The sequence below is a fragment of the Bradyrhizobium sp. SPXBL-04 genome (genome assembly GCF_051853035.1).
Classification (GTDB): Bacteria; Pseudomonadota; Alphaproteobacteria; order Rhizobiales; family Xanthobacteraceae; genus Bradyrhizobium; species Bradyrhizobium zhanjiangense.
In genome coordinates this window covers 3,800,973-3,827,350 of the sequence record NZ_CP182472.1, presented here as the reverse complement: position 1 = coordinate 3,827,350, position 26,378 = coordinate 3,800,973, and the positions used below count along the sequence as shown (strand labels likewise).

At 61.8% G+C, this 26,378-nt stretch carries 24 protein-coding genes; all 24 read right to left on the bottom strand.

Features of this window, described 5'->3' with window-relative positions; genetic code table 11:
• Positions 1 to 773: 773 nt before the first annotated feature.
• Positions 774 to 1,478: an HpcH/HpaI aldolase family protein gene (locus ACNJX8_RS18070; protein ID WP_439361545.1), complete on the bottom strand. Its 705-nt coding sequence runs from the start codon at positions 1,476 to 1,478 to the stop codon at positions 774 to 776.
• 16 nt (positions 1,479 to 1,494) lie between these two features.
• Entirely contained in the window at positions 1,495 to 2,298 is an 804-nt protein-coding gene (locus ACNJX8_RS18065; protein ID WP_439361544.1) for an SDR family oxidoreductase, read from the bottom strand.
• A gap of 7 nt (positions 2,299 to 2,305) precedes the next feature.
• Positions 2,306 to 3,988, bottom strand: coding sequence for a hydantoinase B/oxoprolinase family protein (locus tag ACNJX8_RS18060; protein WP_439361543.1), 1,683 nt, complete (start codon positions 3,986 to 3,988; stop codon positions 2,306 to 2,308).
• Positions 3,989 to 4,001: 13 nt separating this feature from the next.
• The gene (locus ACNJX8_RS18055) at positions 4,002 to 6,068 is read right to left on the bottom strand and encodes a hydantoinase/oxoprolinase family protein (protein ID WP_439361542.1); all 2,067 of its coding nucleotides are present in this window, start codon (positions 6,066 to 6,068) and stop codon (positions 4,002 to 4,004) included.
• Positions 6,069 to 6,231: 163 nt separating this feature from the next.
• Positions 6,232 to 7,173, bottom strand: a complete 942-nt coding sequence (nac, locus tag ACNJX8_RS18050; RefSeq protein ID WP_439361541.1) for a nitrogen assimilation transcriptional regulator NAC — start codon at positions 7,171 to 7,173, stop codon at positions 6,232 to 6,234.
• A 122-nt stretch (positions 7,174 to 7,295) separates the two neighbouring features.
• Positions 7,296 to 8,504: an aspartate transaminase gene (locus tag ACNJX8_RS18045; protein WP_439361540.1), complete on the bottom strand. Its 1,209-nt coding sequence runs from the start codon at positions 8,502 to 8,504 to the stop codon at positions 7,296 to 7,298.
• A gap of 23 nt (positions 8,505 to 8,527) precedes the next feature.
• Positions 8,528 to 9,268, bottom strand: a complete 741-nt coding sequence (locus ACNJX8_RS18040) for a branched-chain amino acid ABC transporter ATP-binding protein (RefSeq protein ID WP_439361539.1) — start codon at positions 9,266 to 9,268, stop codon at positions 8,528 to 8,530.
• Positions 9,261 to 10,031 (bottom strand): ABC transporter ATP-binding protein, encoded by a 771-nt coding sequence (locus tag ACNJX8_RS18035; RefSeq protein WP_439361538.1) that lies wholly within the window; start codon positions 10,029 to 10,031, stop codon positions 9,261 to 9,263. Before ACNJX8_RS18035 ends, ACNJX8_RS18040 begins: the two co-directional genes overlap by 8 nt.
• A complete protein-coding gene (locus ACNJX8_RS18030; protein WP_439361931.1) occupies positions 10,028 to 11,032 on the bottom strand; it encodes a branched-chain amino acid ABC transporter permease in 1,005 nt (334 codons plus the stop codon). The genes ACNJX8_RS18035 and ACNJX8_RS18030 overlap by 4 nt, the downstream gene beginning before the upstream one ends.
• 27 nt (positions 11,033 to 11,059) lie before the next feature.
• Entirely contained in the window at positions 11,060 to 11,932 is an 873-nt protein-coding gene (locus tag ACNJX8_RS18025) for a branched-chain amino acid ABC transporter permease (protein ID WP_212457035.1), read from the bottom strand.
• Between the two features lie 11 nt (positions 11,933 to 11,943).
• On the bottom strand, positions 11,944 to 13,131 hold the full coding sequence (locus ACNJX8_RS18020) for an ABC transporter substrate-binding protein (RefSeq protein ID WP_439361537.1): 1,188 nt from the start codon (positions 13,129 to 13,131) through the stop codon (positions 11,944 to 11,946).
• Between the two features lie 583 nt (positions 13,132 to 13,714).
• Positions 13,715 to 14,884, bottom strand: coding sequence for a methyl-accepting chemotaxis protein (locus ACNJX8_RS18015; RefSeq protein WP_439361930.1), 1,170 nt, complete (start codon positions 14,882 to 14,884; stop codon positions 13,715 to 13,717).
• 169 nt (positions 14,885 to 15,053) lie between these two features.
• On the bottom strand, positions 15,054 to 15,236 hold the full coding sequence (locus ACNJX8_RS18010) for a hypothetical protein (RefSeq protein WP_439361536.1): 183 nt from the start codon (positions 15,234 to 15,236) through the stop codon (positions 15,054 to 15,056).
• Between the two features lie 35 nt (positions 15,237 to 15,271).
• Positions 15,272 to 16,405: a WD40 repeat domain-containing protein gene (locus ACNJX8_RS18005; RefSeq protein WP_439361535.1), complete on the bottom strand. Its 1,134-nt coding sequence runs from the start codon at positions 16,403 to 16,405 to the stop codon at positions 15,272 to 15,274.
• 3 nt (positions 16,406 to 16,408) lie between these two features.
• A complete protein-coding gene (locus tag ACNJX8_RS18000; RefSeq protein WP_439361534.1) occupies positions 16,409 to 16,738 on the bottom strand; it encodes a hypothetical protein in 330 nt (109 codons plus the stop codon).
• Positions 16,735 to 17,181 (bottom strand): hypothetical protein, encoded by a 447-nt coding sequence (locus ACNJX8_RS17995; protein ID WP_439361533.1) that lies wholly within the window; start codon positions 17,179 to 17,181, stop codon positions 16,735 to 16,737. The genes ACNJX8_RS18000 and ACNJX8_RS17995 overlap by 4 nt, the downstream gene beginning before the upstream one ends.
• Before the next feature lie 14 nt (positions 17,182 to 17,195).
• Complete coding sequence (locus ACNJX8_RS17990) at positions 17,196 to 19,256, bottom strand: sigma-54-dependent Fis family transcriptional regulator (protein WP_439361532.1); 2,061 nt, start codon at positions 19,254 to 19,256, stop codon at positions 17,196 to 17,198.
• A 100-nt stretch (positions 19,257 to 19,356) separates the two neighbouring features.
• Positions 19,357 to 19,851: a hypothetical protein gene (locus tag ACNJX8_RS17985; RefSeq protein ID WP_439361531.1), complete on the bottom strand. Its 495-nt coding sequence runs from the start codon at positions 19,849 to 19,851 to the stop codon at positions 19,357 to 19,359.
• A gap of 212 nt (positions 19,852 to 20,063) precedes the next feature.
• Positions 20,064 to 21,695, bottom strand: a complete 1,632-nt coding sequence (locus ACNJX8_RS17980; RefSeq protein WP_439361530.1) for a molecular chaperone GroEL — start codon at positions 21,693 to 21,695, stop codon at positions 20,064 to 20,066.
• A 104-nt stretch (positions 21,696 to 21,799) separates the two neighbouring features.
• Positions 21,800 to 22,594: an iron-sulfur cluster assembly protein gene (locus ACNJX8_RS17975; RefSeq protein ID WP_439361529.1), complete on the bottom strand. Its 795-nt coding sequence runs from the start codon at positions 22,592 to 22,594 to the stop codon at positions 21,800 to 21,802.
• Positions 22,595 to 22,638: 44 nt separating this feature from the next.
• Complete coding sequence (locus ACNJX8_RS17970; RefSeq protein ID WP_194387982.1) at positions 22,639 to 23,661, bottom strand: amidohydrolase family protein; 1,023 nt, start codon at positions 23,659 to 23,661, stop codon at positions 22,639 to 22,641.
• A 132-nt stretch (positions 23,662 to 23,793) separates the two neighbouring features.
• Positions 23,794 to 24,165 (bottom strand): MmoB/DmpM family protein, encoded by a 372-nt coding sequence (locus ACNJX8_RS17965; protein ID WP_194467787.1) that lies wholly within the window; start codon positions 24,163 to 24,165, stop codon positions 23,794 to 23,796.
• Between the two features lie 6 nt (positions 24,166 to 24,171).
• Positions 24,172 to 25,242, bottom strand: a complete 1,071-nt coding sequence (locus ACNJX8_RS17960) for an aromatic/alkene monooxygenase hydroxylase subunit beta (RefSeq protein WP_439361528.1) — start codon at positions 25,240 to 25,242, stop codon at positions 24,172 to 24,174.
• Between the two features lie 55 nt (positions 25,243 to 25,297).
• Positions 25,298 to 26,338: a 2Fe-2S iron-sulfur cluster-binding protein gene (locus ACNJX8_RS17955; RefSeq protein ID WP_439361527.1), complete on the bottom strand. Its 1,041-nt coding sequence runs from the start codon at positions 26,336 to 26,338 to the stop codon at positions 25,298 to 25,300.
• Positions 26,339 to 26,378 lie beyond the last annotated feature (40 nt).

Sequence of the window (26,378 nt, the reverse complement as noted above, 5' to 3'; positions counted from 1 at the left end):
TCCGCCAGGCGGTCCATACGATCTAACGACTCTCGGGGGCGACACGCTCGATGTAGTCCATTTGCGTCATGATGTACCAGCAAGCCCCGGCCAGGGCTATCCGAGCGCCGTTGAACGCAAGATCTGCAAGATCGTCTGCGGACAGCCCAATATATTCTGACCCACAGGTCCGACGACGTCCTGATCGCAAGCGTCCCTGGGACGGCATCGCGTACGCCCCATACCTCCCGCTCCACTGGTTTACCCCCGGCAATTTGAACTCGAAAAGCGAGTGATCAAGACCGCAATTCTTCCATTAGTGAAAGCAGTCGACCTGGAGCCGTTCTCGGCGGGTGTTTCATGGCTATTCAGCGACCGGATCGATGCTTCTGACGTAGCCAGATCTGACCGGACGAGCAGGCCGCGCTGCCAGCACAGACAATTAATCGAAAGCCATAGAAACTCGAGGCAGCGACAGTCTGGGTCTTCCGAGAGATAGACTGGCGCTTTCTTGTTTAACCGGCTTAAGCCATTCGCGCGGCGAAGAGTCGCTTGCCCGGCGAAACGCGGTCGCGAAGTGGCTAGAGCTGATGAACCCGCCTGGATAGCGATCTCCGTTTTTCGCGGAATAAGGTCGCAGGGGATCATCTCATGCGGCAGATGAGCGTCGAAAGCTTTTGCGAGAAATTATCCTGGCTCCACGAGGTCCCCTTCTCTATGCAGACGCCACAGCCGCACGCCGCGTGAGGCGCGGTGCGCCGCGCCAATTTCCAGCAGACGCTATCGCAAGAATCTCAGGCGCGGCCGAGCACCTTCTTCACGCCATCTAGCCCGACGCGCAGGAACGGATCGGAATGGATGTAGAAATAGCGCACGCCGTGTTCGAGCCAGGCCGGCAATTCATCCGAAGTCACGAGCGTGCCGGCGACCTTGCCGGAGGCGCGGATATTCTTCACCGCAAACGCGATCCGCTCCATCACGGCCTGCGGCCGCGGCTGACCGAACGGCGGCGCGGGCGGATAGCCCATGTTCTGCGAGAGGTCACCGGGCCCGATGAAGAAGACATCAATTCCCTCCACCGCAGTCAATTCTTCGATGTTGTCGATCGCCTGCGGCGTCTCGATCATGGCGATGACCAACCGCTTGTCGTAGTCGGCGGGACAAGCATAGCGGACGGCATCGACGATGGCACGCGCCTGGTTGGCGGTATCGATCATCGGCACCATCAGCCCGTCGGCACCCGCGTTGAGGTATCGGATCAGGAGCGGCCGTTCATGCGAGTGCGGCCGGACGATCGCCGCGCCGCCGGCCCCGCGGATCGCCTGCGCGGTAGTGCGCACGTCCTCAAAGCTCCAGGTGCCGTGCTCGCAATCGACGAAGATGGCATCGGCGCCGAGTTCGACCAGTCGGACCGCCAGCCCCGACGAGGAATGATGCGGCGTGAGCATGGTGACCGCCTCGCCCTTAGCCAGGCGCTCGCGCAATTTTGCTCCGTTCATGGGAGATCCTTCTCTGTCAGGTCTTCGGCTTGTCGTTCAGGCCTGCGGGCGCGCCAACCCAGCGTGCGGTTTCGATGTCGGCCGCGGTGTCGCGCATGAAAGTCGGGCAGATGTGCAGCTCGGGAATCACGGCGCCCTTCTGGAGGCTGGCGCAGAGCAGCACCGCGCGGGCGACGTCGTGCGGATTGAGCATCACGGCGCGCTCGCTTTCGAGCGGCGGCCGCGCACGATTGTCCATGATCGGAGTATCGGTTTCGCCGGGCAGGATGGTCGTCGCGCGGATGCCCTGGTTCCGGTAGGTGTTGTGCAGGAAGGTCATGAAATTCTTCACGCCGGCTTTGGCCGCGCCATAGGCGGCGCCTCCGAGCAGGTTCGGATTAACGACCGCGAGCGATGAAACGGTGATCACCGTGCCTTCTTTCCTTGCGATCATGTCTTCCAGCACGGCCTGGGTCAGGTTGAAGACCCCGGTGAGATTGACGTTCACCGTGGCGTTCCACTCGGCCTCGCTGAGGAAGCGGGCGTTCAGCACCTTGCTGGCGCTGCCAGCATTGTTGACGAGAATGTCGATCGCGCCGACGTTGCGCTTGGCCCAGGCGACCGTCTCCAGGATCGCTTCGCGCGATGCCACGTCCATCACGTGGGCGACGGCCTTGCCGCCTGCCTTCTCGATGACTGCAACAACGTCCCGCAGCGGGTCGATCCGACGCCCCGTCAGGACAACCGTTGCACCTTCCTGTGCCAGCAGCACCGCGGTCTCGCGTCCGATCCCGGTTCCGGCACCGGTGACGAGTGCGACCTTTCCATCGAGCAAACCCATGGTTCCTCTATTCGGCGGCGGTCGCCGCCACACTCGAGCGATGATAACCGTAAATCTGCCTCGCCGCGGCAGGCGTGATCAAGCCTTCGGCAAGGTCGAACTCGATCGCCGCAGCCGCGCGCTCGGCCGTGCCCCCCCATCCGCCGCCGCCGGGCGTCTCGACCTCCAGGCGGTCGCCGGTCTTCAGCACCACCTTGCCCTTAGGAAACTGCGGCTCGCCGTTCCGGTACACCTTGCCGGGGCTGCCGGACTTGCCGCCGACGACGCCGAAGCAGGGATGACGCACGCGCTCCGACGCCAGATAGATGTTCATCGGGTTGCGGCCGAGATTGCGCAGTACGACACGCTGGCCGAGGCCGCCGCGGCTCTTGCCGGCGCCGCCGGAGTCCGGAATCAGCTCTTTGCATTCAGTGAGCGCGGGCACCGCGATCTCGAACATCTCGATCGCCGTGACCTTGCAATTGGACGGGAAGCTCAGGGTATCCAGACCATCGAATTCGGCGCGGGCGCCCTGCCCGCCGTGAAAATTCTGCACCGAACCATATTGCGAACCGTCGTCGCGTCGCCCGACGCAATTGGCGGCCCAGATCGGCGCGCCGCCGCTGTCGCCCATAACCTTGCCCGGCACTACGCTTTCCAACGCCTTGAAGATCAGCGACGGGATCACATGTCCGATCAGATTGCGCGAATTGCCCGCCGTCCATTCCTCTGGATTGAGGATCGAGCCGAGCGGTGCCTCGTCCGTGATCGGCGTGATGCAGCCCTCATTGTTCGGCGTATCGGGGTCGAGCAGGCATTTCAGCGCATAGACCGAATGGGCGTAACGATAGTTGGTGCGGCAATTGATCGAATGAAGGATCTGCTCGGATGTCCCGCTGTAGTCCACGTGAATCGAATCGTCACGGACGATCACGGCGGCCTTGAGCGTCACATCGGTATCGTAGCCGTCAAGCAGGACCTCGGCGCTGTAGGTGCCGTTCGGCCATTGACGGATTGCGCGGCGGGTTTGCGCTTCGGATCGGGTGTGGATCGCGTCGGCCAGTTCGTCGATGCCGTCGAGATTGTACTCGTCGAGGAACTTCACCAATTCGCGGCCCATCACATTGTTGGCCGCGACCATCGATTCGAGATCGCCCATCACTTCGGTCGGCAGGCGAACGGACGCCGCGATGATGTCGAGCACGTCCTGATTGGGAACACCGGCCTTGTGTAGCTTCACGATCGGGAAACGAATGCCCTCCTCGAAGATGTCGCTGGCCTCGGAGTGCAAGGGCGCGCCGCCGATGTCGGGCAGATGCGCGATCGACCCGGCATAGGCCACGACCTTGCCGTTCTTGAAGATCGGCGTGATCATCGTGACGTCAGGCAGATGGCCGGTGCCGATCTCGGGATCGTTGGTGGCGAGCACGTCGCCTTCCTGGAGCGTTTCGGCCGGAAATTTGGGCAGGAAGTATTTTTGGGCGGCGACCGGCAGCGAGGTGATGAACACCGGGATCGACCACGTGCATTGCGCCAGCGCGCGGCCGCGGCTGTCGAGCAGCACGGTTACATAGTCGTGGTTCTCGCGCACGATCGGCGAAAACGCGGTGCGGCCGAGCACGATGTCGGCCTGATCGGCGATGAAAATCAATCGATTCCACATCACCTGCAAGTTGATCGGATCGTTGAAATCGGCAGCGTTCACGGACATGGAGGCGTCGTCCTTAGGCGATGTTGATCACGAGATTGCCGTTGATGTCGACGTGAGCGGTGCCGCTCGGTCCGACGACAGCGGTCGACTCCCGCTGCTCGACGATGGCAGGTCCCTGGATCGCCTCGCCGACCGGCAGCTTGTAATGATCGTAAACCGGCGTTTCGACGAAGCCGCCGCGTTCGCTGAAATAGACCGAGCGCGCACCTTTCTTCGCCTCGGCAGCATGGCGCGTGTGCGGACGGGTCACCTGATCCTTCTCGCCGCTGGAGCGCAGGCGCCAGGTGATCACCTCAACCGACGAGCCCGCGACCGTGCGGCCGAACAGCTCGCGATAAAGCTTGTAGAAATTGGCGAGCAGCTCTTCGTGGAATTGCTTCGGCGGCAGACTGCGATCCGGCAGGGCGACCGTGATCTCATGGCCTTGGCCGACGTGGCGCATGTCGACCGTGTAGGTGTTAGCGATGGTCTCCGGCGCAACACCAGCCGCACGGACCACCTCGGCCCCTTGGGCTGCGAGATCGCCGAGCAGGCGATCCATCACGGCAAAATCCCAATTGTCGACCTGCATCGGGAAGCTCGCCGAGAGATCAACCGCGACCGGTGCAATCAACAGGCCGATCGCCGAAGTGACGCCGGCGCCGGTCGGGCAGATGATGCGCTTGATGCCGAGCTTGCGCGCGATGCCATAGGCATGCACGGGACCGGCGCCCCCGAACGCGACCATCGGCAGGCTGCGCGGATCGACGCCGAGGTCGGTGGCATGCACGGCCGCCGCCTTGCTCATGGATTCGTTGACGAGATCGTGGATGCCGAAGGCGCAGCGGGGAACGCTGACGTCGAGGGAGGCTGCGAGCTTGGTCATCGCCGTGAGCGCGGCATCCTTCGACACCTTGAACGAGCCACCGACGAAGGATTCGGTGCCCATATAACCGAGCAGAATGTCCGCGTCCGTCACGGTCGGCTCGGTACCGCCACGCTGATAGGCGGCCGGCCCAGGCATGGCGCCCGCCGAGCGCGGCCCGACGTCGAGCAAGCCGAGTGGATTCTTGGCCGCGATCGAGCCGCCGCCGGCGCCGATCTCGATCATCCGGATCGACTGGATTTTGAGCGGAAAGCCCGAGCCCTTGCGGAAGCGATGATAATGCGCGACCTCGAGATCAGTGCCGACCGTCGGCTCGCCGTTCGGGATCAGGCACAGTTTTGCGGTGGTGCCGCCCATGTCGAAGGACAGCACGCTGCCCTCGCCGGCGATACGGCCGAATTCGGCGGCGGCCACCGCGCCGGCGGCCGGGCCCGATTCAATCAGGCGCACCGGCAGCTCCGCGGCGCGGCTGCTCGGGACGAGACCGCCCGACGAGGTCATCCAAAGCACCTGACGGTCGATGCCCTTGGCGGCGAACTCGCGTTCGAGATGGGCGACGTGGCCGGACATCTGCGGCCGTGTATACGCGTTGACGACGGTGGTCGAGGCGCGGTCGAACTCGCGGACCTCCGGGCAGACTTCCGAGGACAGCGATACGAAGATATCAGGATCTTCCTCGCGCAGCAGCGCGGCGATGCGCTGCTCGTGGTCAGGATATTTGTAGGCATGCAGCAGACAGACGGCGACGGATTTGATGCCCTCTTGTCGCAGCCGCCCAGCGATCTCGCGGACCGTGTCCTCCTCCAGCGCCGTGATCACCTCGCCATCCGCGGACATCCGCTCGACCGCGCCAAAGCTGTTGGCGCGCGTCACCAGCGGGTCGGGATACTTCAAATTCAGGTCGTAGAGATCGTAGCGCCCTTCGTTACGGATGCGCAGCATGTCCTGGAAGCCAGCGGTCGAGATGAAGCCGGTCTTGACGCCCTTGCGCTCCAACACCGCGTTGGTAACGACGGTGGTGGCGCCGAGCACCTGAAGATTGTCGAGATCGACCACGTCGCCGAATTCCGCGAGCAGTTCGGAGACGCCGCGAACCACGGCCGCGGCAGGATTGGCCGGAGTGCTCAGCACCTTGTGGAGATGCAGCTCACCCTTGTCGTCGAGCAGCGCGAAATCGGTGAAAGTTCCCCCGGTATCGAATGCGAGCTTGGCCATCTGTTTCCTCGGAGCAATTGTCTTCGAGGGTAGGGAATGCGCCCGCACGCGACCACCACAACTCCGGTCTGCCGCCATAGGTTTTGTTTATGGCCTTGAGAAACCGGCACGATGCAACCTCCGAGCACGGCTGCACTCGGCTTTTTAATCGCGGGCGCGTTGCTTAGACCGCGCGAATACCCTGCGGATGGCTGCGCATCAGCCTCTCGACCACGGTCAGAAGCACCGAGCGCGTGGCAAGTGCGGGCTCTGACAACGGCAGATGATCGGAGACGCACAAGGAGACAGTCGCCTCGATGGCGGGGCGCACCAGCCGCCGCACCTCGACGCCCGCAAAACTCGACGCGCTCGCGGCGGCGACCGAGGCCGGCAGGATGGTCGAGCCGAGGCCCTCGGTCACGGCCGCGCCGAGCGCGGAGACGGATTCGATCTCGGAGGCGACGTTCGGCGTCACCCGCGCCCGCGCCAGCGATTCATCGATCAGACGCCGCAGGAAATGGCCCTGGCTCGGCAGCAGCAGCTTGACGTCGGCCAGCGCCGATAGCGGCAGCGGCTCGTCGGCCGGCTTGTCCGCCACCGTCTCGGCGCGCGAGACGAGATACAGTTCCTCGCGAAACAGCGGCTGCAGCTTGACGCCCTTGATCGGGCCGGAGCCGTAGATCATGGCCATATCCATCTTGCCTGTCATGATCAGCTCGCTCAGCACATGGCCGAAGCTGTCGTTGATGTGGACGATGATCCGTGGATGCAGCGTCGACATCTCCTTCAGGATCGGCAGCGACAGCGTGCTCGACGCCGAATAGGTCGCTAGGCCAATCGACACCCTCCCGGCCAGCGCCTTGGTCGATTGGTCGATGTCGATCTGCGCCTGCTCGATCTGCTTCAGCAGCAATTGCGCATGGCGGTAGAGGATGAGGCCCGCCTCGGTCGGGACGATGCCGTGGTTGCTGCGCAGAAGCAGCTTGTGCTTGAAATGGCTCTCGAGCGCCGCAATCTGCTGGGAAAGCGCCGGCTGCGCAGTGCGCAACAGGCCTGCGGCGCGCGAAACGCTGCCGGCATCGACGACCTTGACGAAGCTCCTCAGCTTCCTGAAATCGATGCTCATGTGTGTCGGATACCAGCTCTGTGACTATGTTCTCGAGCGGCACTATCCTTTATCTAGCCCATTGATTTCAATGAGATTCTTTTCACGCAGCCAAGCTTTCCGGTCCCGTGTCCGGAGTTCGCTCAGCGAAGCGCGCGACAGGCCTTCTCGATGCGGTCGCAGGCCTCCTTGATCGCCTCCATCGAGGTCGCAATCGACAGACGGAAATACGGCGACAGCCCATAGGCCGCGCCCTGCACGGCGGCGACGCCGACGCCGTCGAGCAGATAGAGCACGAAGTCGAGATCGTTCTCGATGACCTTGCCCTCCGGCGTGGTCTTGCCGATCACGCCGGCGCAGCCGGGATAGAGATAGAACGCGCCGTCAGGTACCAGGCACGACAGGCCCGGGATCGCATTGAGGCGCGCGCAGGCATAGTCGCGGCGTTCCTTGTAGAGCTTGACGCTGTCGCGCACGAACGCCTGGTCGCTGGTCAGCGCATGGGCCGCTGCCGCCTGGCTGATCGACGACGGACAGGATGACATCTGCGATTGCAGCTTGTTGATCGCCGAGACTAGCGGCGCGGGACCTGCGGCATAACCGATCCGCCACCCCGTCATGGCATAGGTCTTGGACACGCCGTTGGTGAGCAGGATGCGGTCCTTCAAGGCGGGCACCGCCGCTGCCAGCGTGGTCGCAGGTTCGTCGCGATACCAGATCTGGTCGTAGATATCATCAGACAGCACGAGTACGTTGGGATGGCGCAGCAGCACGGCGCCGAGTGCTTCGAGGTCGCTGCGGGAATAGGCCGCGCCGGTCGGGTTCGACGGTGCGTTGAGGATCAGCCAGCGCGTCTTCGGCGTGATCGCCGCCTCCAACGCCTCCGCCGTCAGCTTGAATCCCTCATTCTCGGAACAGCGGACAATGACCGGCTTGCCGTCATTGGCGATCACCATGTCTGGATAGGACACCCAATAGGGCGCGGGAACAATTACTTCCGCCCCCTCCTCCACGCTCGCCATCAGCGCGAGGAACAGGATCTGCTTGGCGCCGCCGCCGACGCAGATCTCGTTGTCGGAATATTCCAGCCCAAGGCGGCGCCTGTAGTCGGCGATAATCCCCTTGCGCAACGCCACGGTGCCGTTGACGGCGGTATACTTCGTCTCGCCGCGATCGATCGCCGCATGCGCCGCCGCCTTGACGTCATCGGGCGTGTCGAAATCAGGCTCGCCGATCGCCATGTCGACGATGTCGCGGCCGGCGGCCTTCAGCTCGCGCACCCGCGCGGACGCCGCCGTGGTCGGAGAAATCTTGATGCGCGAGACGCGCGCGGCCGGCACGAAGATCGTCACTGTGGTCGTCCTTTGAGTTGCAGTCAGTGTTCGACGTCGGTCTCACCGCGCATGCGGCCGGTGAGGAAGAGCTCGCCGAGCTCGTCATGGGTGATGTCGGCGGGCCGGCCGTCCCAGATCACCTTGCCGAGCCGCAGGATGACGGCGCGCTGGGCGACCTGCATGGCCTTCTTGGTGTTCTGCTCGACCAGCAGGATGGTCTGGCCAGCGGCGTTGATGCGCGCGAGCTCGTCGAACACGAGGCCGATCGCGGTCGGGGACAACCCGACCGAGGGCTCGTCGACCAGCAGGATCTTTGGCCGCTGCAGCACGGCCATCGCAACCTCCAGCAATTGCTGCTCGCCGCCGGACATGTTGCCCGCCAGCGTGTTGCGGCGCGTCTTCAGGATCGGAAAGAGGTCGTAGACATAGTCGCGCTCCGCCTTCACCCTGCTGTCGCGCAAGGTATAGGCGGCCATCTGCAGATTCTCGTCGACCGTCATGACCGGAAAATTGCAGCGGCCCTGCGGCACCCAGGAGATGCCCTCCGCCAGGATCGCGCGCGACTTGAAGGCCGAGATATCCTTGCCCTGCCAGTTGATGCTACCGCCCTTGACAGTGGTCATGCCATAGAGCGTCTTCAGCAGTGTCGACTTGCCGGCGCCGTTCGGTCCCATGAGTGCGACGAACTGCCCCTGCGGTACGTCGAGATCGACGCCGTTGAGGATATCGAGCGAGCCGTAGCCGGCGCGCAGCCCCTTGATGGAGAGAGAGGTTTCAGCCACCGAGATAAGCCTCCCGTACCGCCTGGTTTTGCACGATCTCGTCGGGTGTTCCCTCCGCGAGCTTGCGTCCCTGGTCGAGCACCACCACCCGCTTGCAGAGACTCGTGACCACGTCGATGTTGTGCTCGATGATCAGGAAGCTGACGCCGAACGAGGTGTTGGCAAGACGAATGCTGTCCACCACTCTTTCGATCAGTTTCGGGTTGATGCCGGCCATGGGCTCGTCGAGCAGGATGAGCTTTGGCTCCGGCATTAGCATCGAGGCGAATTGGATCAGTTTCTGCTGGCCGCCGGAGAGTTTTCCGGCGGGCTGGAAACGCACGTCCCAGAGGCCCGCGATCTTAATCAGCTCGCGCGCCCGTTCCCTCAGCGCCGCCACGCGATTGCGGGCGGCCGCGCCGATCCCGAAGGTCGACCAGATCCCGGGAAACGTGAACATCTGGCCGGCGATGACGAGGTTCTCCTCGATGTCGAGCGCGGAGAACACCACCGTCTTCTGAAACGAGCGCAGCATGCGCCCTTCCCGGGCGATGTCATTCAGCGACCAGCCGGTAATGTCCTGCCCGTCGAGCTTCACCGCACCCGCGCTCGGTTTCGCGAGCCCGGTCACGCAATCGAAGAAGGTGGACTTTCCGGAGCCGTTAGGGCCGATCAGGCCGCAGATCTCGCCCCGTTCGACATGCAGGTCGACACCATCGACCGCGCGCACTGCGCCATAGGATTTGCAGAGGCCGGAGATATCGAGGATCGGCAGCCCGCTCATTTGCGCTTCTCCAGGAACGACCAGAGGCGGCCGATCAGCGGCGCGAACCCGCTCGGGAACCAGAACACCAGCCCGAGCAGGAAGAAGCCGTAGGCAATCATGCGCAGCTCCGGCGCGACCCGCAGCGCTTCGGTGAGGCCGACGAACAGCAGGCTTCCGAAGATGACGCCCGAGATGGTCCCCGCCCCGCCGCCGAGCACGATGATCAACATCGTCGTCGAGTAGTACATCTGGAAGGTCAGTGGGCTGACCACGGTCAGGTAATGCGCATAGAGGCTGCCGCCGAGACCGGCAAAGGCGGCGCTGATCATGAACACGACCAGCTTGTAGTGCCAGGTCGGAATGCCCACGGATTCGGCCAGCGTCTCGTTCTCGCGAATAGCGATCATGTTGCGCCCCGCAGGCGATCGCACGATCAGATAGACAGCGAGCGTTGCAAGCGCCGCGATGGCGAGCACTAGGTAGTAGAAGCCGACGGTGCCGGAGACCGTAAACGAAGCCGGCCCCAGCGCGAAGTAAGGCTTTGGGATCGCCGCCAGCCCCATGTCGCCGCGCGTCAGGCTGATCCAATTTTTGGCGATCGCCTGCCCGATGATCACGAAACCAAGTGTACACATCACGAACGACGTCGCGCGCAGCCGCAGGGCGGGAATTCCGAGCGGCAGCGCGATCGCGCCGGTCACGACGCCAGCGGCAAGGAAGTTCAGATAAAACGGCGTGCCGAAGTGCACGGCGAGCAGCGCCGAAACATAGGCACCGATGCCGAAGAACGCCGCCTGGGCCAGCGAGAGCAGACCGGTGTAGCCGAGCAGCAGATTGAGCCCATGGGCCGGCAACAGGAAGATCAGCGCAATGATGATCGCATGCAGCGGATAGTTGCCGAGGAACAGTGGTGCGATGCAGGCCAGCGCGATCAGCGCGAGACCGAAGGGAGCACGAAGATCCCTGCCCGTCGCCGCAGCTGGGCTCTTGGCTTGTGTCACGGTCTGGTCTCGAGCGATCTCGGTCAAGGTGTCACATCCCTGCGATCAGAAGCGCGCCTGCGCGGAGAACAGCCCATGCGGGCGCCACATCAAAACCAGCATCAACGTCGCAAAGCCCACGGTATCGCGGAACTGCAGGCCGACATAGGTGGCCACCAGGCTCTCCGCGATGCCCAAAATCATCGCGGCAACGAAGGTGCCGCGAACGTTGCCGAGCCCGCCCATGATGATGATCGGCAACGTCTTGAAGGTGATGAGCTCGCCCATGCCGCCGTAGACGCTGACGTTCACTGGCGCGGTCAGCACGCCTGACAGCGCCGCAAGACCGGCGCCGAGGATGAAGGTCCAGAGCGCGATATGGCGAACGTCGATGCCGACCACGGCGCAGCACTCGATGTTCTGCGACACCGCGCGCATCGCCTTGCCCATTCGGCTGTAGGTGACCATCAGCTCGAGCCCGACGAACACGATGAGGCCGACGATGATGATCAGGATGCGCTGCTCGGCTAGCGTGAAGCCGAACAGCGTCACCGGCTCGATGTAGCCGCCTGAGAAGAACTTGTAGCTACCGCCGAACACGAGGATGACCGTGTTCTGCAGGATCAACGCGACGCCAAGCGTTGCCAGCACGCCGGCTTCGGCCGGCGCCCCGACGATGCGCTGCATCACGAAATTGCCGACGACGACGGCAATGACCGCCGTCGCCACCACGCCGATCACGATCGCCACCGGATAGGGCAGATCGAAATACTCGATGGCGAACCAGGCGCCGAAGGTGCCGAGCATATAGTATTCGCCATGGGCGAAGTTGATGGCGCGCAGCACGCCGAAGATCATCGTCATGCCGACGGCGACGATCGCATAGACCGACCCGGAAACGATGCCGTTAACGACCTGCTCGATGATCGTGTAGAACATGTGCGTGCCGCCTATTTGGGGTAGTCGATCTCGGCCGAATAGGCTCCCTTGATCGCGGGCTTGCCGTTCTCGATCTCGAGCAGGATCATCGGCAGGCGCGCCTGATTGTGATCGTCGAAGGTCACCTCGCCGACCGCGCTCGCGTAGTGGATCTTGGAGAGCGCCGCGCGGACCTTCTCGCGGTCGATACTCTGGGCCTGCTCGATCGCCTTGGCGAGAAGATGCGTAGTCTCCCAGTGCACATAGGCGTGATTGTTGGGCGCTTCACGATACTCGGCGGTGAATTTCTCGACGAAGGCCTTGCTCTTGTCCGAGTCATAGGCCGGCAGCCAGGCCGCCGCCTCGATCGCCCCCTCCATCGCCTTCGGTGCCGCCTTGATGGTGCTCGCCGTATTGAACTCGGCATTGCCGATCAGCGGAATCTTGCCGGCGATCCCGACCTCGATCATCTGGCGTCCGACGATCGGCGAAGAATCGGCGTTGCCGTACATGATGATGGCCTGGGCACCGGAATCTCGTATCTTGGAGAGCACGCTGCGGAAATCCACCTCGCCCTCCTTGTAGTAATCCTCCGTCAGGATCTGGCTCTTGAAGCGCGGCAGATACTTCTTGGTGAATTCGATGGCCGCGCGGCCGTAGTCGCTGTCGACCGAGAGCACGGCGTATTTGGTGAACCCCTTCTTCTCGGCAGCGTATTGCAGCACGATCAAGGCACGGTTCTCGTCGGTTGGATAGTTGCGATAGGTCCATTTGAACCCTCCGACGCCGGCCTTGTAGGTGATCTTCGGGTTCGACGAGGCGGCATTTAGCAGAAGGACGCCGGAGTCCTCGGCCACTGGCTGCATCGCGAGCGTCACGGAGCTGGAGACGTCGCCGATGATGAAGTCGACCTGGTCCTGATCGATCAATCGGCGCGTTGCCGAGACGCCCTCGACGGGGGTACCTTGGCTGTCGCCGGGAATTATATTGATCTTGCGTCCACCGACGCCGCCGGCACCGTTGATTTCCTTGACCGCCATCTGGGCGCCGCGCATCGAGAAGGAACCATATCGGGCATTCGGTCCGCTCATCGGAGCGACGAGACCCAGCCTAACGGTGCCATCTTCGCTTCGTGCCGCAAAGGCGCTGGAGGAAGCGGCCTGAAGTCCGATCAGGGCAGTCCCGATGCAAAATCCCCGTCGGCTCAACTCGATCGTCATGTGCCCGCTCCATTGCTGCTACAAAATGTTGCGTCCGCGACCTCTGCCACTTCTGTGGTCTTGCCCTTGGAATTTTTTGCTGCGCCGACGGTAAAAAATAGATTTACGTTCGACGACAGGGGAAGCACGACTGCGGTCTGCCGCCATAGCGAATTCTTATGGCGGGGGGCTTGAAATTTGGGTACTTCTATGACCGGGCGCCGATCGTCGCCCTAGATGGCGCCTCGCTTCTCAACCAAGGCACGACGGTGCCGAGATGCGGCGCCCCCATGCGTGGTTGATAATGGCCGGTCCTTCTAGGACGCCCTTCGTCCCAACTACACCCTCATCCGCCTCGGTCGGGCGGTAGATGTGTGACTACTCTCGGCCCTAAAGGGCCGAGCTTCTTCCCTCGCAGGCCTCTTGTTCCTGCTTCCGGCCGATAGTTTGGCTCGATCCAATTAGATGTGTCCTCGGGGTACCCAGCCTTCGTAGGACCAGGTTTGCAGCGCGCAAGAAGAACAAGCGCGCCTTCCAGCTCATCGACAGACTGTGCTGCGCCATGAGGCGGTGTCGCAAACATCCTCGAATTTTCGCATTTACGTCATGAAGCACGTACCGTGTTGAGGAACCGGCTCACCTCGTCTCTCAGCCGACCACTCTCGCTCGATAGCGACCGTGCCGAGGTCAACACCTGGGAAGAAGCTACACCAGTTTCGGTGGCCTCGCGCCGCACGTCCATGATGTTCGTGGACACCTGTTGGGTACCGCTTGCAGCCTGCTGAACGTTGCGTGCAATCTCCTGCGTCGCGGCACCCTGCTGTTCGACAGCCGCGGCGATGGTTGACGAAATCCCCGACAGCTTCTCGATCGTGCCGCTGATCTCACCTATTGCGCTGACTGATTCCTGTGTCGCAGCCTGGATCCCGCCGATCTGCTGGCTGATTTCTCCAGTAGCTTTCGCCGTCTGTTCTGCCAGGGCCTTCACTTCGGACGCCACGACCGCGAAGCCACGGCCGGCTTCGCCCGCCCGCGCCGCCTCGATGGTGGCGTTCAAGGCCAACAAATTTGTCTGTCCCGCGATTGAATTAATGAGCTCAACGACGTCACCGATGCGTGCAGCCGCTTTAGAGAGCTCGCTGACGCGGTCGTTGGTCTTTCGCGCCTGATTAACGGCCTCGTTGGCAATGCGAGCAGCTTCCTGCACCTGTCGGCTGATTTCCCTAACGGATGAGGAAAGTTGCTCGGTCGCTGATGCAACGGACTGCACGTTCGTAGAAGCCGCCTCGGAAGCAGTACCGACGGTCATCGTTAGTTCTTGCGACCGTTCGGCGGTACTGCTTAACTTGTTTGCTGAACTCTCGAGCTCAGTCGAGGCTAAAGAAACCGTCTCGATCACCTTGCCGATTGCACTCTCAAAATCGTTGGCTAGGTTGTTGATAAGAGCTTTCTTCTCCGCTTCTGCCGTCATCAACTCATGAATATCCACCAACGACCCACAAGCGCGCCGCGGCTTTCCTTTCTCATCGAGGACGACCCCACCTGTCGCTCGAAACCAGCGGTAACTTCCGTCTTTTACTTTTAAGCGGTACTTTACGTCATAGCCGACACCCGTCTCGCATGTCGAACCAAACGCGGCAAACGTGCCCGGGGCGTCGTCGGGATGAAGGCGGTCCGACCAGGATTGCACGATGTTGGGGAATTCGGCCTCGGTTTTATACCCGCACAAACGGCGGAATTCGCTCGACCAAGTCCAGCGCGCCTTGGGATGCATCGCGTCTCCTTCGTGAAGAATCGCATCCCACAATCCGATGCCCGAATAAAGTGAAAGCGTCTCGAACCATTCCGCCTTGTGAAGAAGCTCGTCGTTCCGAAAAAGTCGCTTCAACATACCTTTTCCCCCGCAAATTCGATGGGCAAATTCACCTGAACCGCACAGATCCTCACTGTGTCACCGCGCTTCGCTCAAAGGGCTTGTTCTCGGCGATAAACCTCGCGGCCAGCACCAATGCACCCATCGAAAAGTCCTTTCCGTGCGCAGCGACCATGCGTTCGGATAGTTCGGCCAACTCTATAAAGAATCGATCTTTACTTTCGGTTTCACTAACGGAGTGCTCGGTCGACATAGTCATTTCTCCTCGCGATTTCGTTTCGTCCGTGTTCATACTCGAACGGGAAGCTGTTTGAAGACATGCGGCGGGAACGTTACGATCGCTGCCTCGCCCTCATTTGTTCCAAGCGCCAGATGTTGGCCGCTGTTGGACCAACGCAGGCCATGAACGGCGCCTCCGCCTGGCCGCCTGACGACCAATTCGTCGGACCGTCCAACCTTAGCAACAACGACCAGACCGTCGGCGTAACCCGTCGCGACCAATCTACCCTGCGGATGGAAATCTACGGCTTCAACGGGCACGAACCGGGCGCGGCCGGTGGCGAGGTTCGTCGGTTGCTCGCTGTGGTCGTCAAGCCTAGAAACGTCCCATGCAATTGTCCGATAGGCTCCGCTCGTTGCAAGGATACGAGAGTCCGCGCTCCACGAAAGAGATGCGACGGCTGCGGGATATGTGGGAATCCTGATGATCTTCGCGTCGGCAAGGCGCACCAAGACAACGCCCGCTTCGGTCACTGACGCAGCTAACCAGGTTCCATCGGGACTCCACGACAACGCAGAGACAGGTCCCAACTCGAACGAAGTGGCCGGCTCTGGCCGTGGCCCGAACGTTCGAACGAACAGACGACCGTCGGCCCCGATCGCGAAGCTGCGACCATCCGATGACGCCGCCATCGCTGAGGCACGCCCACCAACCCGCTCTTGCAACCAGACGACCTCGCCATTGGAATCGTAAAAAAGGATCGACCCTCCGGAAGCAGTCAGGATACCACCGCCCGGTACGGGGGCAATAAAATCGACAGGCGCCGCGTTGTTCGATACCGCCCGTGTGACGCCGGACGCCGAAATGCAAAGCAAGCGGCCGTGGTCACTGGTGACGAATTCCGATGTCCCAATCGGAGCGAGAGGGAGCGGGCCGTCGCTGATGATCACCTTCGTCAATGGCGGCACTGGTTTCTGTCGAGGTGAAATCGTCGTCCGCCCCATATCCAGTTCCACGCGGCAGCGATCTTGCGGCGGCTCGACGTCGGCCACAGGAGCTATCGCAACAGCGCCATCGGCCAGCGCAAACGCGACACACCCCCCCGCGGGATCAAAGGCGGTATTCGTTACGCCCGCACCTATCGTCCAGCGCCGCCCAAGCAAATCATAGAGCGTCGGGGCCTCTGCTTCCATCGTATCCATCGGTCACCTCACGGTTCGGATCGGCTTACTACTAGCGGCAATAAGCCCGTCTAGTTCTTCAAGACGCTGCTCCAGCGCGGCGCAATGGGCGTCGCATTCCGCCATTTCCGCATTTGCCTTTCGTAAGCGCTCGCGCGCATCCGCGAGAGTCCCGGCGAGGTCACGTGAACAGCCGGAGGCCGCAATCTGTTGCTCGATGCCTTCAATCTCGAACTCAGCACCACCGCCAAGCTGGCGGTAGAGCAGATTGCGCGATTGGACGGCCGATATCTCCTGAACGATCTGCAAGCGCTGGGCCAGCATTTGGAGAGCGGACATGGAACCAGCGCTCATGCACCGGCCTCAATCTGAACGAGGATCCGCTGCAAGCCACCAACACCCGATACAAAGTGGTGTTGCGCATCATTGACGTGAGATTGCAGCGTGTCCCATAGATCGACCCTTAGCAACCGGGATGGATCGCCGGCCGCCGTCTCGAGCGCCTGCAACCCGCACTGATGACGTAGACCGATGCCCTGCAGAACGAAATCGGTCAGCTCGCGCGCGTGCGTTTCGATGAAAGGACGCAATAGCGGATGCGCGCCATAACTGATGCCGCGGTTCGCAAGTTCAGTCTCGATGAACACTACGAAATGCCTGACCAGCAGATTTTGGCTTTCGCCAACCAAGTGCACGATGAAAATTACGTCGCGGTCCGCACGTGACAGGATTTCCGAGGCAAGCGCCGCGGCAGCACCGTCCCTACCTTCCTTCTGTCCGCCCCAGACCGTCGCCATGAGCGATCCTGTCCTCAGGTCCGCGAACGATATTGATGCAATTTTCGATATAGCGTGGCACGCGAAAGCCCTAGCTTCTCGGCCGCGGCGGCAATATTGCCGCCGGCGTTGGCGACGGCCCTCTCGATGGCGCGACGCTCCACTTCATCGAAGCGGGCCACCTCGTCGTTTTCTGGCGTCGAGCGATGACCACTCGGCAACGGCATCGACGGCTGCTGCGCCGCCGCTTCGACGAAGTCCTCCGGCAAGTCCCTCGGCGTCACCACCCCGGTGAGGGTCATGAGCACGAGATTCTCGATTAGATTGCGCAATTCGCGGACGTTGCCCGGCCAGCTATAGCGCCGCATCAATTCCATTGCGGCTGCCTCGAAACGTAGAGGTTGTGTGCCATAGGTTTCCGCAAATTGTCGGTTGAAGTGGTCGATCAGGACCTCGACGTCGCCGAGGCGCTCCCGAAGCGGCGGGACGGTGATCTTGACGACGCCGATCCGGAAATACAGATCTTTGCGAAAACGTCCCTCCGCTACCTCCTGCTTCAAATTCCGATTGGTTGACGCCACGAGCCGGACGTCCACGGGACGCGGTTTGTTGTCACCGAGCCGGTACACCGCTCGCTCTTCCAGCACCCGGAGCAAGTATGGTTGCAGATCCAGCGGCATCTCACCGATTTCGTCGAGGCTGAGCACGCCGCCATTGGCAAACTCAAACCTGCCGGGCTTTCCTTCTCGCGTGGCGCCCGTGTATGCGCCCGGGGCATGCCCGAACAATTCGCCGCCAAGAAGCTCCTTGGAGACCGCGCCGCAATTGAACGCGACGAAGGGCTCCTTGCCAGTCTTCTGGCCTCCAGCGTGAACGAGACGAGCAAACAATTCCTTGCCAACTCCGGTCTCGCCCTCGAGTAAGATAGCCGTCCGGCCGAGCGCCGCCCGCTCGACTTTCTCGACCGCCTGCGCCAGTGCTTCGCTACATCCGACAATCGCTTCTTTAGCAGAGGTGAGCGCTGCGCGCGCTATCGGCGAGACTTGGGCGCTGGCAGAACTTGCTCGCGGCCTTGCTGCAAGCACGAGCATAGCCCCCTGGACAACACCATCGACCAGCAGCGGCTCGATCCGTTGTTCACGTAGTCCCTCGGGCAGGCCATTGGTCAGATCTTTAGCCAAACGACCATCCTGGCTCGGAAGTATCCGATTTCCGATGCCCAGGTCGATGGACTCCGCGATCCGTTGCCAGCGAACCCGAGCCATATCGTTGTGGTGGATGACCCGACCGAAACGATCAAGGATCACGACACCGTCAGCGCTGCCCATTCCCGGCATTCGAGAAATGCTGGCCTCGAGCAGCCGTATTCTTTCAAGCCGAATCTTCTCCGAGAGCGCAAGCTCGATGTGATTGGCGGCAATCACCGCCAGTGCAATGTTGTGGCGGTGAAAGATCGCCTGTGGTCCGGAAAAGTCAATGATCCCGATGATGCTGCTGTCGATCGGGCTGCGAATGGGACTGCCGACACAAGTCCAAGCTTTGATACCCTCGGAAAAATGTTCGGCGGCGTGGACGTGAACCGGTTTTCCTGTGACGAGCGCTGTGCCAATGCCGTTGGTGCCGGTCACCGTCTCGCCCCAGGCGGCGCCGACTTCGAGGCGAATATCATGCCCGGCATCGATCGTCCGCTGATCGCCCCCGACATCAAGCACGACGCCATTCCTGTCGGTGATGACCAGCATTGTGGCCGCATCACCAAGGACTTCCGCAACGCGGCGGAAGGTGTGGGCGCTGGAGCCTAGCAGATCATCGTTCTTCAGACGCAGCTCATAGAGATCGTCCGGCGAAGTCACGAAGCTGCTGCCCCTGCAGTGTGCATTGACTCCCGACTTGATGCTGCGTTGCCATGATTCTTCGATAACGCCCCGCACCAGAGCGTTCTCGCGCTTTGCATCTCCGAACGTCAGGAAATTTTCCCACGCCTTGTTGGTCTCCCGTTCATCGTACGGCCGTCCCTGCTCCGCATCCGCGGCCTCTGGAATTTTGTAGCCTTCCAAGGAAAACGGCGGCTTAGCCATGAAGGTTTCCGTCAGCATTGGAGCACCAAACCTATATTGGCAAACAGCAGCTTGATCGGCAGAAACGACATGAGCCGGGCCAATGAGATCGGGCTCTCACCGGCTCGGCTTACGCAGATCACTCGACCGTTCTGGCGATCGCATCCAAACCGAGACGGCCTGAGATGATCTGCTCCAGGCGCGCTTCCGACGCCTCATCGGGCACTCTCACTCCCTCGAGGTCGATCAGGACCTTGTGCAATTCGTCATCGAGCGGCTCGAAGATCCCATTCTCGCGTGTCGCCAGAGCGAAGCATCGCGATTGGCCGCTGCCGCGCAATTCGCCGACGAAATGGAGTTGCCGCCCTGAGGCGAGATCGGCAATCACGACGCGGCCGTTATAGCTGATCCGCACATAGGGCTCGATCTCCTTCGGCCGAGCCGGAGGCGTGGACCAGAGCTTGCCTGATGGCTGGGGCTCAGAGGGCGGCGTCGGGTTGCTCAACTCCTGCCAGCGACCGAGCGTCAGATGATTGGCGAGTGAATTGATCTTCGTGCGGTTCTTCTGAAGGAAGTCCTTCGCCTTGAGCTCTTCGCGGTGCGGACCGTCGCGCTTGGAGATGATGTAGGCCATGTCCCGTTTCCTCCTGCCCCGGCTGGTCGAATGACCGTGGAGGCTTATGATTTGCCTCCTTCGGGCTCACGCCGAAGCTTGCAAGATTGTAGCTGTTTCCAGATCGTTGTCACCGTCCAATCATCCGAACGTGACGGTCAAGCCATCGCCGCATTTGGCGCGTCACGTCGGCCATTGACGCCCTGGCGGAACGCGAACCGCGTACACGCGCTTCATGCCCGCCCAAGCTTTTCTGCCCCGCCGCCCAACGCAGGTCCCTGCGTCGGATCAACATACTCCGGCACATCGGCAACCAGCGTGTTGGTCGTCAGCACCAGCGTAGCCACGGAAGCGGCATTTCGAAGCGCGGTATAGGTCACCCTGACCGGGTCGACGATGCCGGCAGATACCATGTCGATGAACACGCCGTTTGCAGCGTCGAACCCGACCCCGGCCCGCGAGCTTTGCAGCTCGGCCACAACCTTCGCCGCATCATGGCCGGCATTTCGGGCGATGAAGGCGGCAGGACGCGACAGGGTTTCGCGCACCAGCTTGATGCCTTCACCCAGGTCTCCATTGATGTTGCCGAGGGCGCGCACCACCACCGGCGCGCACTGCGCCAATGCCGTCCCGCCCCCCGGCACGATGCCCTCCTCGGCCGCAGCCCGCGCCGCGCTGAGCGCATCGTCGATCAACTGGATCGTACGTTTCTGCTCGACCGGCGTGACGCCGCCTGCGAAGATCACGGCGGTTCCACCCGAGAGCTTGGCTAGGCGTTCCTTGAGCTTGTCCTGCTCGATGTTCGGCGGTGCCAGATCGTGCTGCTTGGCCACCTGCTGTCGGCGCGCGGCGATCGCCGCATCGTCCCCGCCGCCCCGGATGATCACCGTTTCGCGCGCACTGGCCCGAACCTGCCGCGCAGTGCCGAGGTCGCCAAGGCTCGCCTCTTCCAGCGTGCCCCCGAGTTCGCGGGCGATGACCCGTCCTCCGGTGATGATGGCGAGGTCATCCATCATGGCCTTGCGCCAGTGACCGTAGTCGGGCGGATTGACCACCAGAACCTTGCCGCGGTTGCCTTCGCCGAGCAGCGTGACAACCACTTCCGGTGCGATCTCTTCGGCGACGATGACAAGCGGTTTCCCGGTCTCCGCGACCCTCGCACGCACCGCCGCCAGCTCGCCCGGCGCCTTGATCTTCAGATCCGTGAGAAGAATGTAGGGCTGGTCCAGCACCACCTCCATCTTCTCCACGTCCGTCACCATATGATGCGAGATGTAGCCACGGTCGAACGACATGCCTTCGACCACCTCGAGCGTCGTGCTCGTCGTCAGACCGTAGTCGGAACTGATGATGCCATCCTTTCCGACACGCTCCACCGCCTCGGCGATTAGACCGCCCAGATGGGAGTCGGTCGACGCAATCGTTGCCACCGCCTGCAGCGTCTTGCGGTCCGATACGGGAATTGCCGCGCTCCTCAGGCTCTCGACGACGACTTCGACGGCGCGGTCGATCCCCTTGCAGAGATCGACCGCCTTGGCGCCGCGCTCGAGGGCCGCAACGCCGCCTTGAATGAGACCGTTCGCGAGCACCATCGCCGTCGTCGTACCGTCGCCGGCGACTTCGTTGGTCTGCATCGAGACCTCGCGCACCACCTGGGCGCCCATGTTCTCGAAGCGATCCGGCAATTCGATCTCGGAGGCGATGGTGACGCCATCGCGCGACACAATGGGCGTACCGATCGGCCTGTCGACCATCGCGTTCATGCCTTTGGGACCGAGCGTCGATTCGATCGCGGCGGCCAGCTTCTGGACTCCACGCGCAAGAGCGCGGCGAGCTTCTATGTCATGCAGCAAAACTTTTGGCATTGCGTTTCACTCCCACGTGGTCGTTTCTTGATCATCAGGTCGGCGGACTTGATGTCCGCTCCGTTTTGTCGGCACCCACAGGTCGCACGCGTATCAGCGCGACCTCACGCAAGCGCCGCGGAATGCTTGGTCATTGCAGGCGACCCGGCGGACCGCACGGCGCAGCCACTGCCGCAACCTCCGCACGGAGCCGGCGTCTGCTCCGCCCGATCCGCATCAAGTTCGCGATAGCGCACGGCAAGAAGACCCCGGCATAACGAGCTGTTGAACTCCATGTTGATGCGCACGCCCCGCAACCGCTGCAAGTATGAAGCCATTTCGTGGCGCTTGATGGGGGCCCCATCGTAGGTGACGAAGGCGGGGTCGGCCGGGAGATCGGCGAGGCGCCGCTCAACCAGAAGCTCGCGATAGCGCGGCTTCTGGCGCGCAACTTCTTCCGAGCCGAAGCTGATCGCATCAAAGGCGCCCAGGTTCATCCGGCAGATCGCCGGATCCTCATAGCCGAGCCCGCGCAACGCCAGGATCATGACCTCCTGCCGCCGCTCGAACGCCTTGCGGCGGAATTTCTCCCGCAGCTCGTCAAGTGAACCGCCGCTTGCGAAATCCTTGAGCGCCTCGCCAAACGACCTGCCCTCGCGAACACCGCGGTTGATCTCCTCGGCAACCATGTGGTCACGAAGCTCCGGGCGGGCCTCGCGAACCCACGGCAGTGAGGACACCGCCCGACGCATGTCGTCGGCCATGAGGAACGCGAAGTTCGCCGAACACCAGTAGGTCGGCAGCCGAAAGACGATGTCGACTCCATCAACATGATCGACCGTGACCCGTTCGACGAATCCAAGCTCGGTGACCGGTTCGTCCAGCTCGGGATCCGTGACCAGCGCGAGGCGCTGCCACACCTCGCTGGTCTTTTGATCATACTGATGGAGCGCGTACATAGGCTCTACTCCGCTGCCGCCGCGTGGGTCTTCTGCCCAAGCTTCGCCTTCTGCGCCTCGACGTCGACTCCGTAGAGACGCGCGGCGTTGAGGCCCAGAATCTTCCTCTTTGCCTGCGGCGTGAGGTCGACGCCGTGCTCCTGCTTCAGGTCCTCCGGCAGCTCGAAGTTCCAGAACTTCTCGACCAGCCAGCGGGGCGTCCAGATCGCGTAGTCGCTCCCGAAAAGCAGCTTGTCCTCGCCAACCCAGAACAGCAGTTCGCTGATCACTTCGGCGAAATAGCGCGGACGTCCGTGGATGAATGGCAGTGCCACCGCGAGGCCGCCGTAGACGTTCGTCTCCTGCACCGCGATCCAGCAAAAATCATCGAGCCGCGGCAGACCGCAATGCTCAATGATGAAATTCAACCCCTGGAAGTCGGTCGCGGCATGGTCGACGTCGTGAACATCGAACGCATCCTTGTCCAACGGAATGATCGTCGGGCCCTTGTGGACGTGGATGTTGGTGATGCCGAGCTTCTGGCAGAGCTCGAGGCAGCGATAGGCGTTGGGATCCGTGAGCTTCCACCCGCGCGAGTCACCCTTCCACTCGGCGGTATAGAGCTTGACGCCCTTGATGCCGAACGTCTCCTTCATGTAGTGGATGTACTCCAGCGCCTTCTCGCCGTCCCGTGGATCGAAGGCGCCGTTGACGATGAAGCGGTCCTTGTACTTCTTCGCCATCTCGGCGTTGCGATCGATGGTGTTGAACCCGTTCTTGTAGAACTCTGTGAGGTAGGTCGACTGAACGACCGCCATGTCGTCAGGACCGTCGACGAACAGATCGTGGTACATCTGGTCGGCGCTGTATTTCTCGAACTGCTCCTTGGGCCAGAGCTTGTCCTTCGGGCTGAGCGAGGTGTGGTAGGCGTAGAAGCAGTCGATGAACTGCTTGCCGTGGACGTTCAGCTGATTCGCCGGACTTCCGTCCCAAAAATGGGTATGGCCGTCGATAACGAACACTTCCTCGCCACTGGGAGTTATGAACATGATGCTCTCCGGAAATTCCTGGTTGGCTCTAGTCGATCAAACGAAGCGCGGTGGTCGGGCGAGACCACTTCGAGAATCGGCGGGGCCACAGCCGCTGGGGATGCGGCCCCACCCAGTCAGGGAGAAGGAAGCTCACTCGATGTATTCGAAGACCTCGTCCATGTTGCCGAACAGCGTCACCGTATTGTCGTCGATACGCACCATCCGTCCGTAGTGGGTCGAGGTGTTCACCTCGAAGATCTCGGCCGTCATTTCCTTCCCGAGGATCTCGCTGATTTCGTCCATCTTGAAGATCAGCTTGCCCTCGCCATCGATGCGGATCAGGGCCGGCTGGTAGGTGACGGTCACGTTCGGCTTCTTCGCCATGAACTCGGCGATGGCGCGCGCCTCGACGCTGTCGTTCATGGTGACGCCGCACTGATGGGAAATCGTTTGCTCGAAACGAAGGTCCCCCATCTTCTGGAAGATATTCTGGTTGGTCGCAGATCTGGAAACGACGGACATTGCAATTTACTCCTTGGGAAGGGTGAGGCCGAGCTCGCCGAGAATCTTCTTGATGCGTTCGACCGACTGCGCACGCGCGTCGGCGTACTGCACCGGCTTCGAATGCGGCTGCGACCAGATCGGCTGCAGGCCGGCGGCCGCCTTGTTGGCGAGCGCGACGTGCTTGTTCACCCACCCCTGGAACAGCTTCTTGTTGTGGGCGCCATGCTGATTGTCGGTCACCAGAAGGTGCATCAGGTCGATCGTGTTCGCGAGATTGCGCTCGTAGTCCGCTTCCGCCGACGAAATCACCGGCGGCGTGATGAAGTCGCCGTTCGACGAGGCGGCCTGCATCAGGAAGCCGCTGCGAAACAGTTCGCCGACCAGCGGCTCGAACACGATGTTGGTCGCGAAGTACTGCTCGAGATAGTCGGCCGAGCCCATGATCGACTCGATCGCTTCCCGCGTTCCTTGCCAGCCCTTGTCTTCCAGCCAGACGCGCTTGCCGGCCGTGTCGTCGAAGCCCGGAATGTCCATTCCGATCTCGGCGAGATAGAGCGTAATATCCTGTGAGAGGCGAAGCTTGTAGGACGAGTTCGTCAGCGTCGCATTGTTGATCATCTGGGTGTAGCCGTAACGCTGAGCCTGCATCAGCGACGTGCCGAGACCGAACTCGGCGTGCTTCCACGCACCGAGATGGTTCTGCAGGATCTTGATCCAGGCCTTGTCGAAGCTCTTCGGTGCCCCGGACTTGCGACCGTTTGCGATCACGGCCTGGACCATGGCTTCGATCTTGGACTGGCGCTGGTAGTGAGTGCGCTCCCACTCCTGGTCGGGAGCACGGAACGCATGCCAATTCGAGCTGAGGGCCGCCGTGTTGTCCTTGGTGTATGCCCCCTTGCCGCTGGGGAAGGAGATGATCCAGTCCTGCAACAGGTATCGTTCCGGATCCGGTTGCACGTCGACTGTCACGTCTTCGTAGTGCGTGGCTCGCTTGCTGCGGGGCTCGAAATAGCGGTATCTGCGGCTATCCGAATCCGGAAACACCGCAGAACCTGCTGCACCGGATTTGGCTGATACGGTTTGAACGGCAGTCATGGTCGTCTTCCTCCTCCTGTTGTTGGGCTCTAGCTCGTTGGGCGGTCGAGGCGTCCTAGTTGTTCGCCGGCGTGAACTTGTCGAAGAAGATGCGGTCCGACTCGACATCGCTCATCTGCAACACTGGCGTCAGCGCCTCGATCATTGGCGATGGTCCGCAGGCATAGACGTCGACGTCTTCACCATAGTCCGCGCCACGAAGGTGCTCTCCGACGGCCTCATGCACGAAGCCCTTTGCTCCGCCCCAGGCCGTGTCGTCGGCCGCATGGGAGAGAACCGGGACGAAGGTGAACTCCGGATGCTTGGCGGCGAGCTCCGCGAAATGGTCGAGATAGAAGAGATCGTTCTGCGTTCGGGCTCCGTAGAAGAAGCGCACCGGACGCACTTCGCCGGAGCTGATGTGATCATGCAGGATGGACCACAGCGGCGACATTCCGGATCCGCCGCCGACCAGGATCATGGCTCCCGTTTTGTTTTCTCGTCGGAAGCAGGTCCCGTAAGGTCCTTTGATTCCGACTTCGGTTCCGACGGCGAGGTCTCCGTCGAGTCGTGAGGAGAAGCGCCCGTTGGGGTACTTCTTGATGATGAACGCGAGCTTTTGGCTTTCGCCCGGCGAATTTGCCATGGAAAACGAGCGCGTAATCGTCTCTGGTCCCGGGAGCGTGATGTCGACATATTGACCCGCCCAGAACTTCAGAGGTTGCTCCAGTGTGATTTCGAGGCGGCGGATGTCATGGGTCAGCGCAGAGACGCTCGTAACGGTGCCCGTGAAATCCTTGACGGGGATCGATTTCGACAGCACTTCCTCGTCATAGTTGAGGAGCTCCACCTCCAGATCCGAGTACGCCAAGGTCCGACAGAGCAAAATGTAGTCCTGGCCACGCTCCATCTCGTTCAGGGCAAACGTCGAGTATTTCTTCAGCTCGACATCGCCTCCGGTAAGGACGCATTTGCACGCCGAGCACTGCCCCTCCTTGCAACCATGCGGCAGCGCGATCCCTTGACGAAACGCGGCGTCGAGAACGGTTTCGTTCTCCTCGACCTCGAACTCTATGCCTACCGGTTGCAGGCGAACGACATTAGCGGGCGCGCCCATAGGGGCCTCCTCAAACGAACGCTTTCATATCTTCCGGGGA

Coding starts and splice junctions, on each gene's coding strand:
- ACNJX8_RS18035 (WP_439361538.1), bottom strand. CDS start 10,031: ATGAGCGGGCTGCCGATCCTCGATATCTCCGGCCTCTGCAAATCCTAT.
- ACNJX8_RS18020 (WP_439361537.1), bottom strand. CDS start 13,131: ATGACGATCGAGTTGAGCCGACGGGGATTTTGCATCGGGACTGCCCTG.
- ACNJX8_RS17965 (WP_194467787.1), bottom strand. CDS start 24,165: ATGTCCGTCGTTTCCAGATCTGCGACCAACCAGAATATCTTCCAGAAG.
- ACNJX8_RS18015 (WP_439361930.1), bottom strand. CDS start 14,884: ATGCATCCCAAGGCGCGCTGGACTTGGTCGAGCGAATTCCGCCGTTTG.
- ACNJX8_RS18000 (WP_439361534.1), bottom strand. CDS start 16,738: ATGAGCGCTGGTTCCATGTCCGCTCTCCAAATGCTGGCCCAGCGCTTG.
- ACNJX8_RS18055 (WP_439361542.1), bottom strand. CDS start 6,068: ATGGCCAAGCTCGCATTCGATACCGGGGGAACTTTCACCGATTTCGCG.
- ACNJX8_RS17960 (WP_439361528.1), bottom strand. CDS start 25,242: ATGACTGCCGTTCAAACCGTATCAGCCAAATCCGGTGCAGCAGGTTCT.
- ACNJX8_RS18065 (WP_439361544.1), bottom strand. CDS start 2,298: ATGGGTTTGCTCGATGGAAAGGTCGCACTCGTCACCGGTGCCGGAACC.
- ACNJX8_RS17990 (WP_439361532.1), bottom strand. CDS start 19,256: ATGCTGACGGAAACCTTCATGGCTAAGCCGCCGTTTTCCTTGGAAGGC.
- ACNJX8_RS18070 (WP_439361545.1), bottom strand. CDS start 1,478: ATGAACGGAGCAAAATTGCGCGAGCGCCTGGCTAAGGGCGAGGCGGTC.
- ACNJX8_RS17980 (WP_439361530.1), bottom strand. CDS start 21,695: ATGCCAAAAGTTTTGCTGCATGACATAGAAGCTCGCCGCGCTCTTGCG.
- ACNJX8_RS18010 (WP_439361536.1), bottom strand. CDS start 15,236: ATGTCGACCGAGCACTCCGTTAGTGAAACCGAAAGTAAAGATCGATTC.
- ACNJX8_RS18025 (WP_212457035.1), bottom strand. CDS start 11,932: ATGTTCTACACGATCATCGAGCAGGTCGTTAACGGCATCGTTTCCGGG.
- ACNJX8_RS18060 (WP_439361543.1), bottom strand. CDS start 3,988: ATGTCCGTGAACGCTGCCGATTTCAACGATCCGATCAACTTGCAGGTG.
- ACNJX8_RS17955 (WP_439361527.1), bottom strand. CDS start 26,338: ATGGGCGCGCCCGCTAATGTCGTTCGCCTGCAACCGGTAGGCATAGAG.
- ACNJX8_RS18005 (WP_439361535.1), bottom strand. CDS start 16,405: ATGGATACGATGGAAGCAGAGGCCCCGACGCTCTATGATTTGCTTGGG.
- ACNJX8_RS17995 (WP_439361533.1), bottom strand. CDS start 17,181: ATGGCGACGGTCTGGGGCGGACAGAAGGAAGGTAGGGACGGTGCTGCC.
- ACNJX8_RS17970 (WP_194387982.1), bottom strand. CDS start 23,661: ATGTTCATAACTCCCAGTGGCGAGGAAGTGTTCGTTATCGACGGCCAT.
- ACNJX8_RS17985 (WP_439361531.1), bottom strand. CDS start 19,851: ATGGCCTACATCATCTCCAAGCGCGACGGTCCGCACCGCGAAGAGCTC.
- nac (WP_439361541.1), bottom strand. CDS start 7,173: ATGAGCATCGATTTCAGGAAGCTGAGGAGCTTCGTCAAGGTCGTCGAT.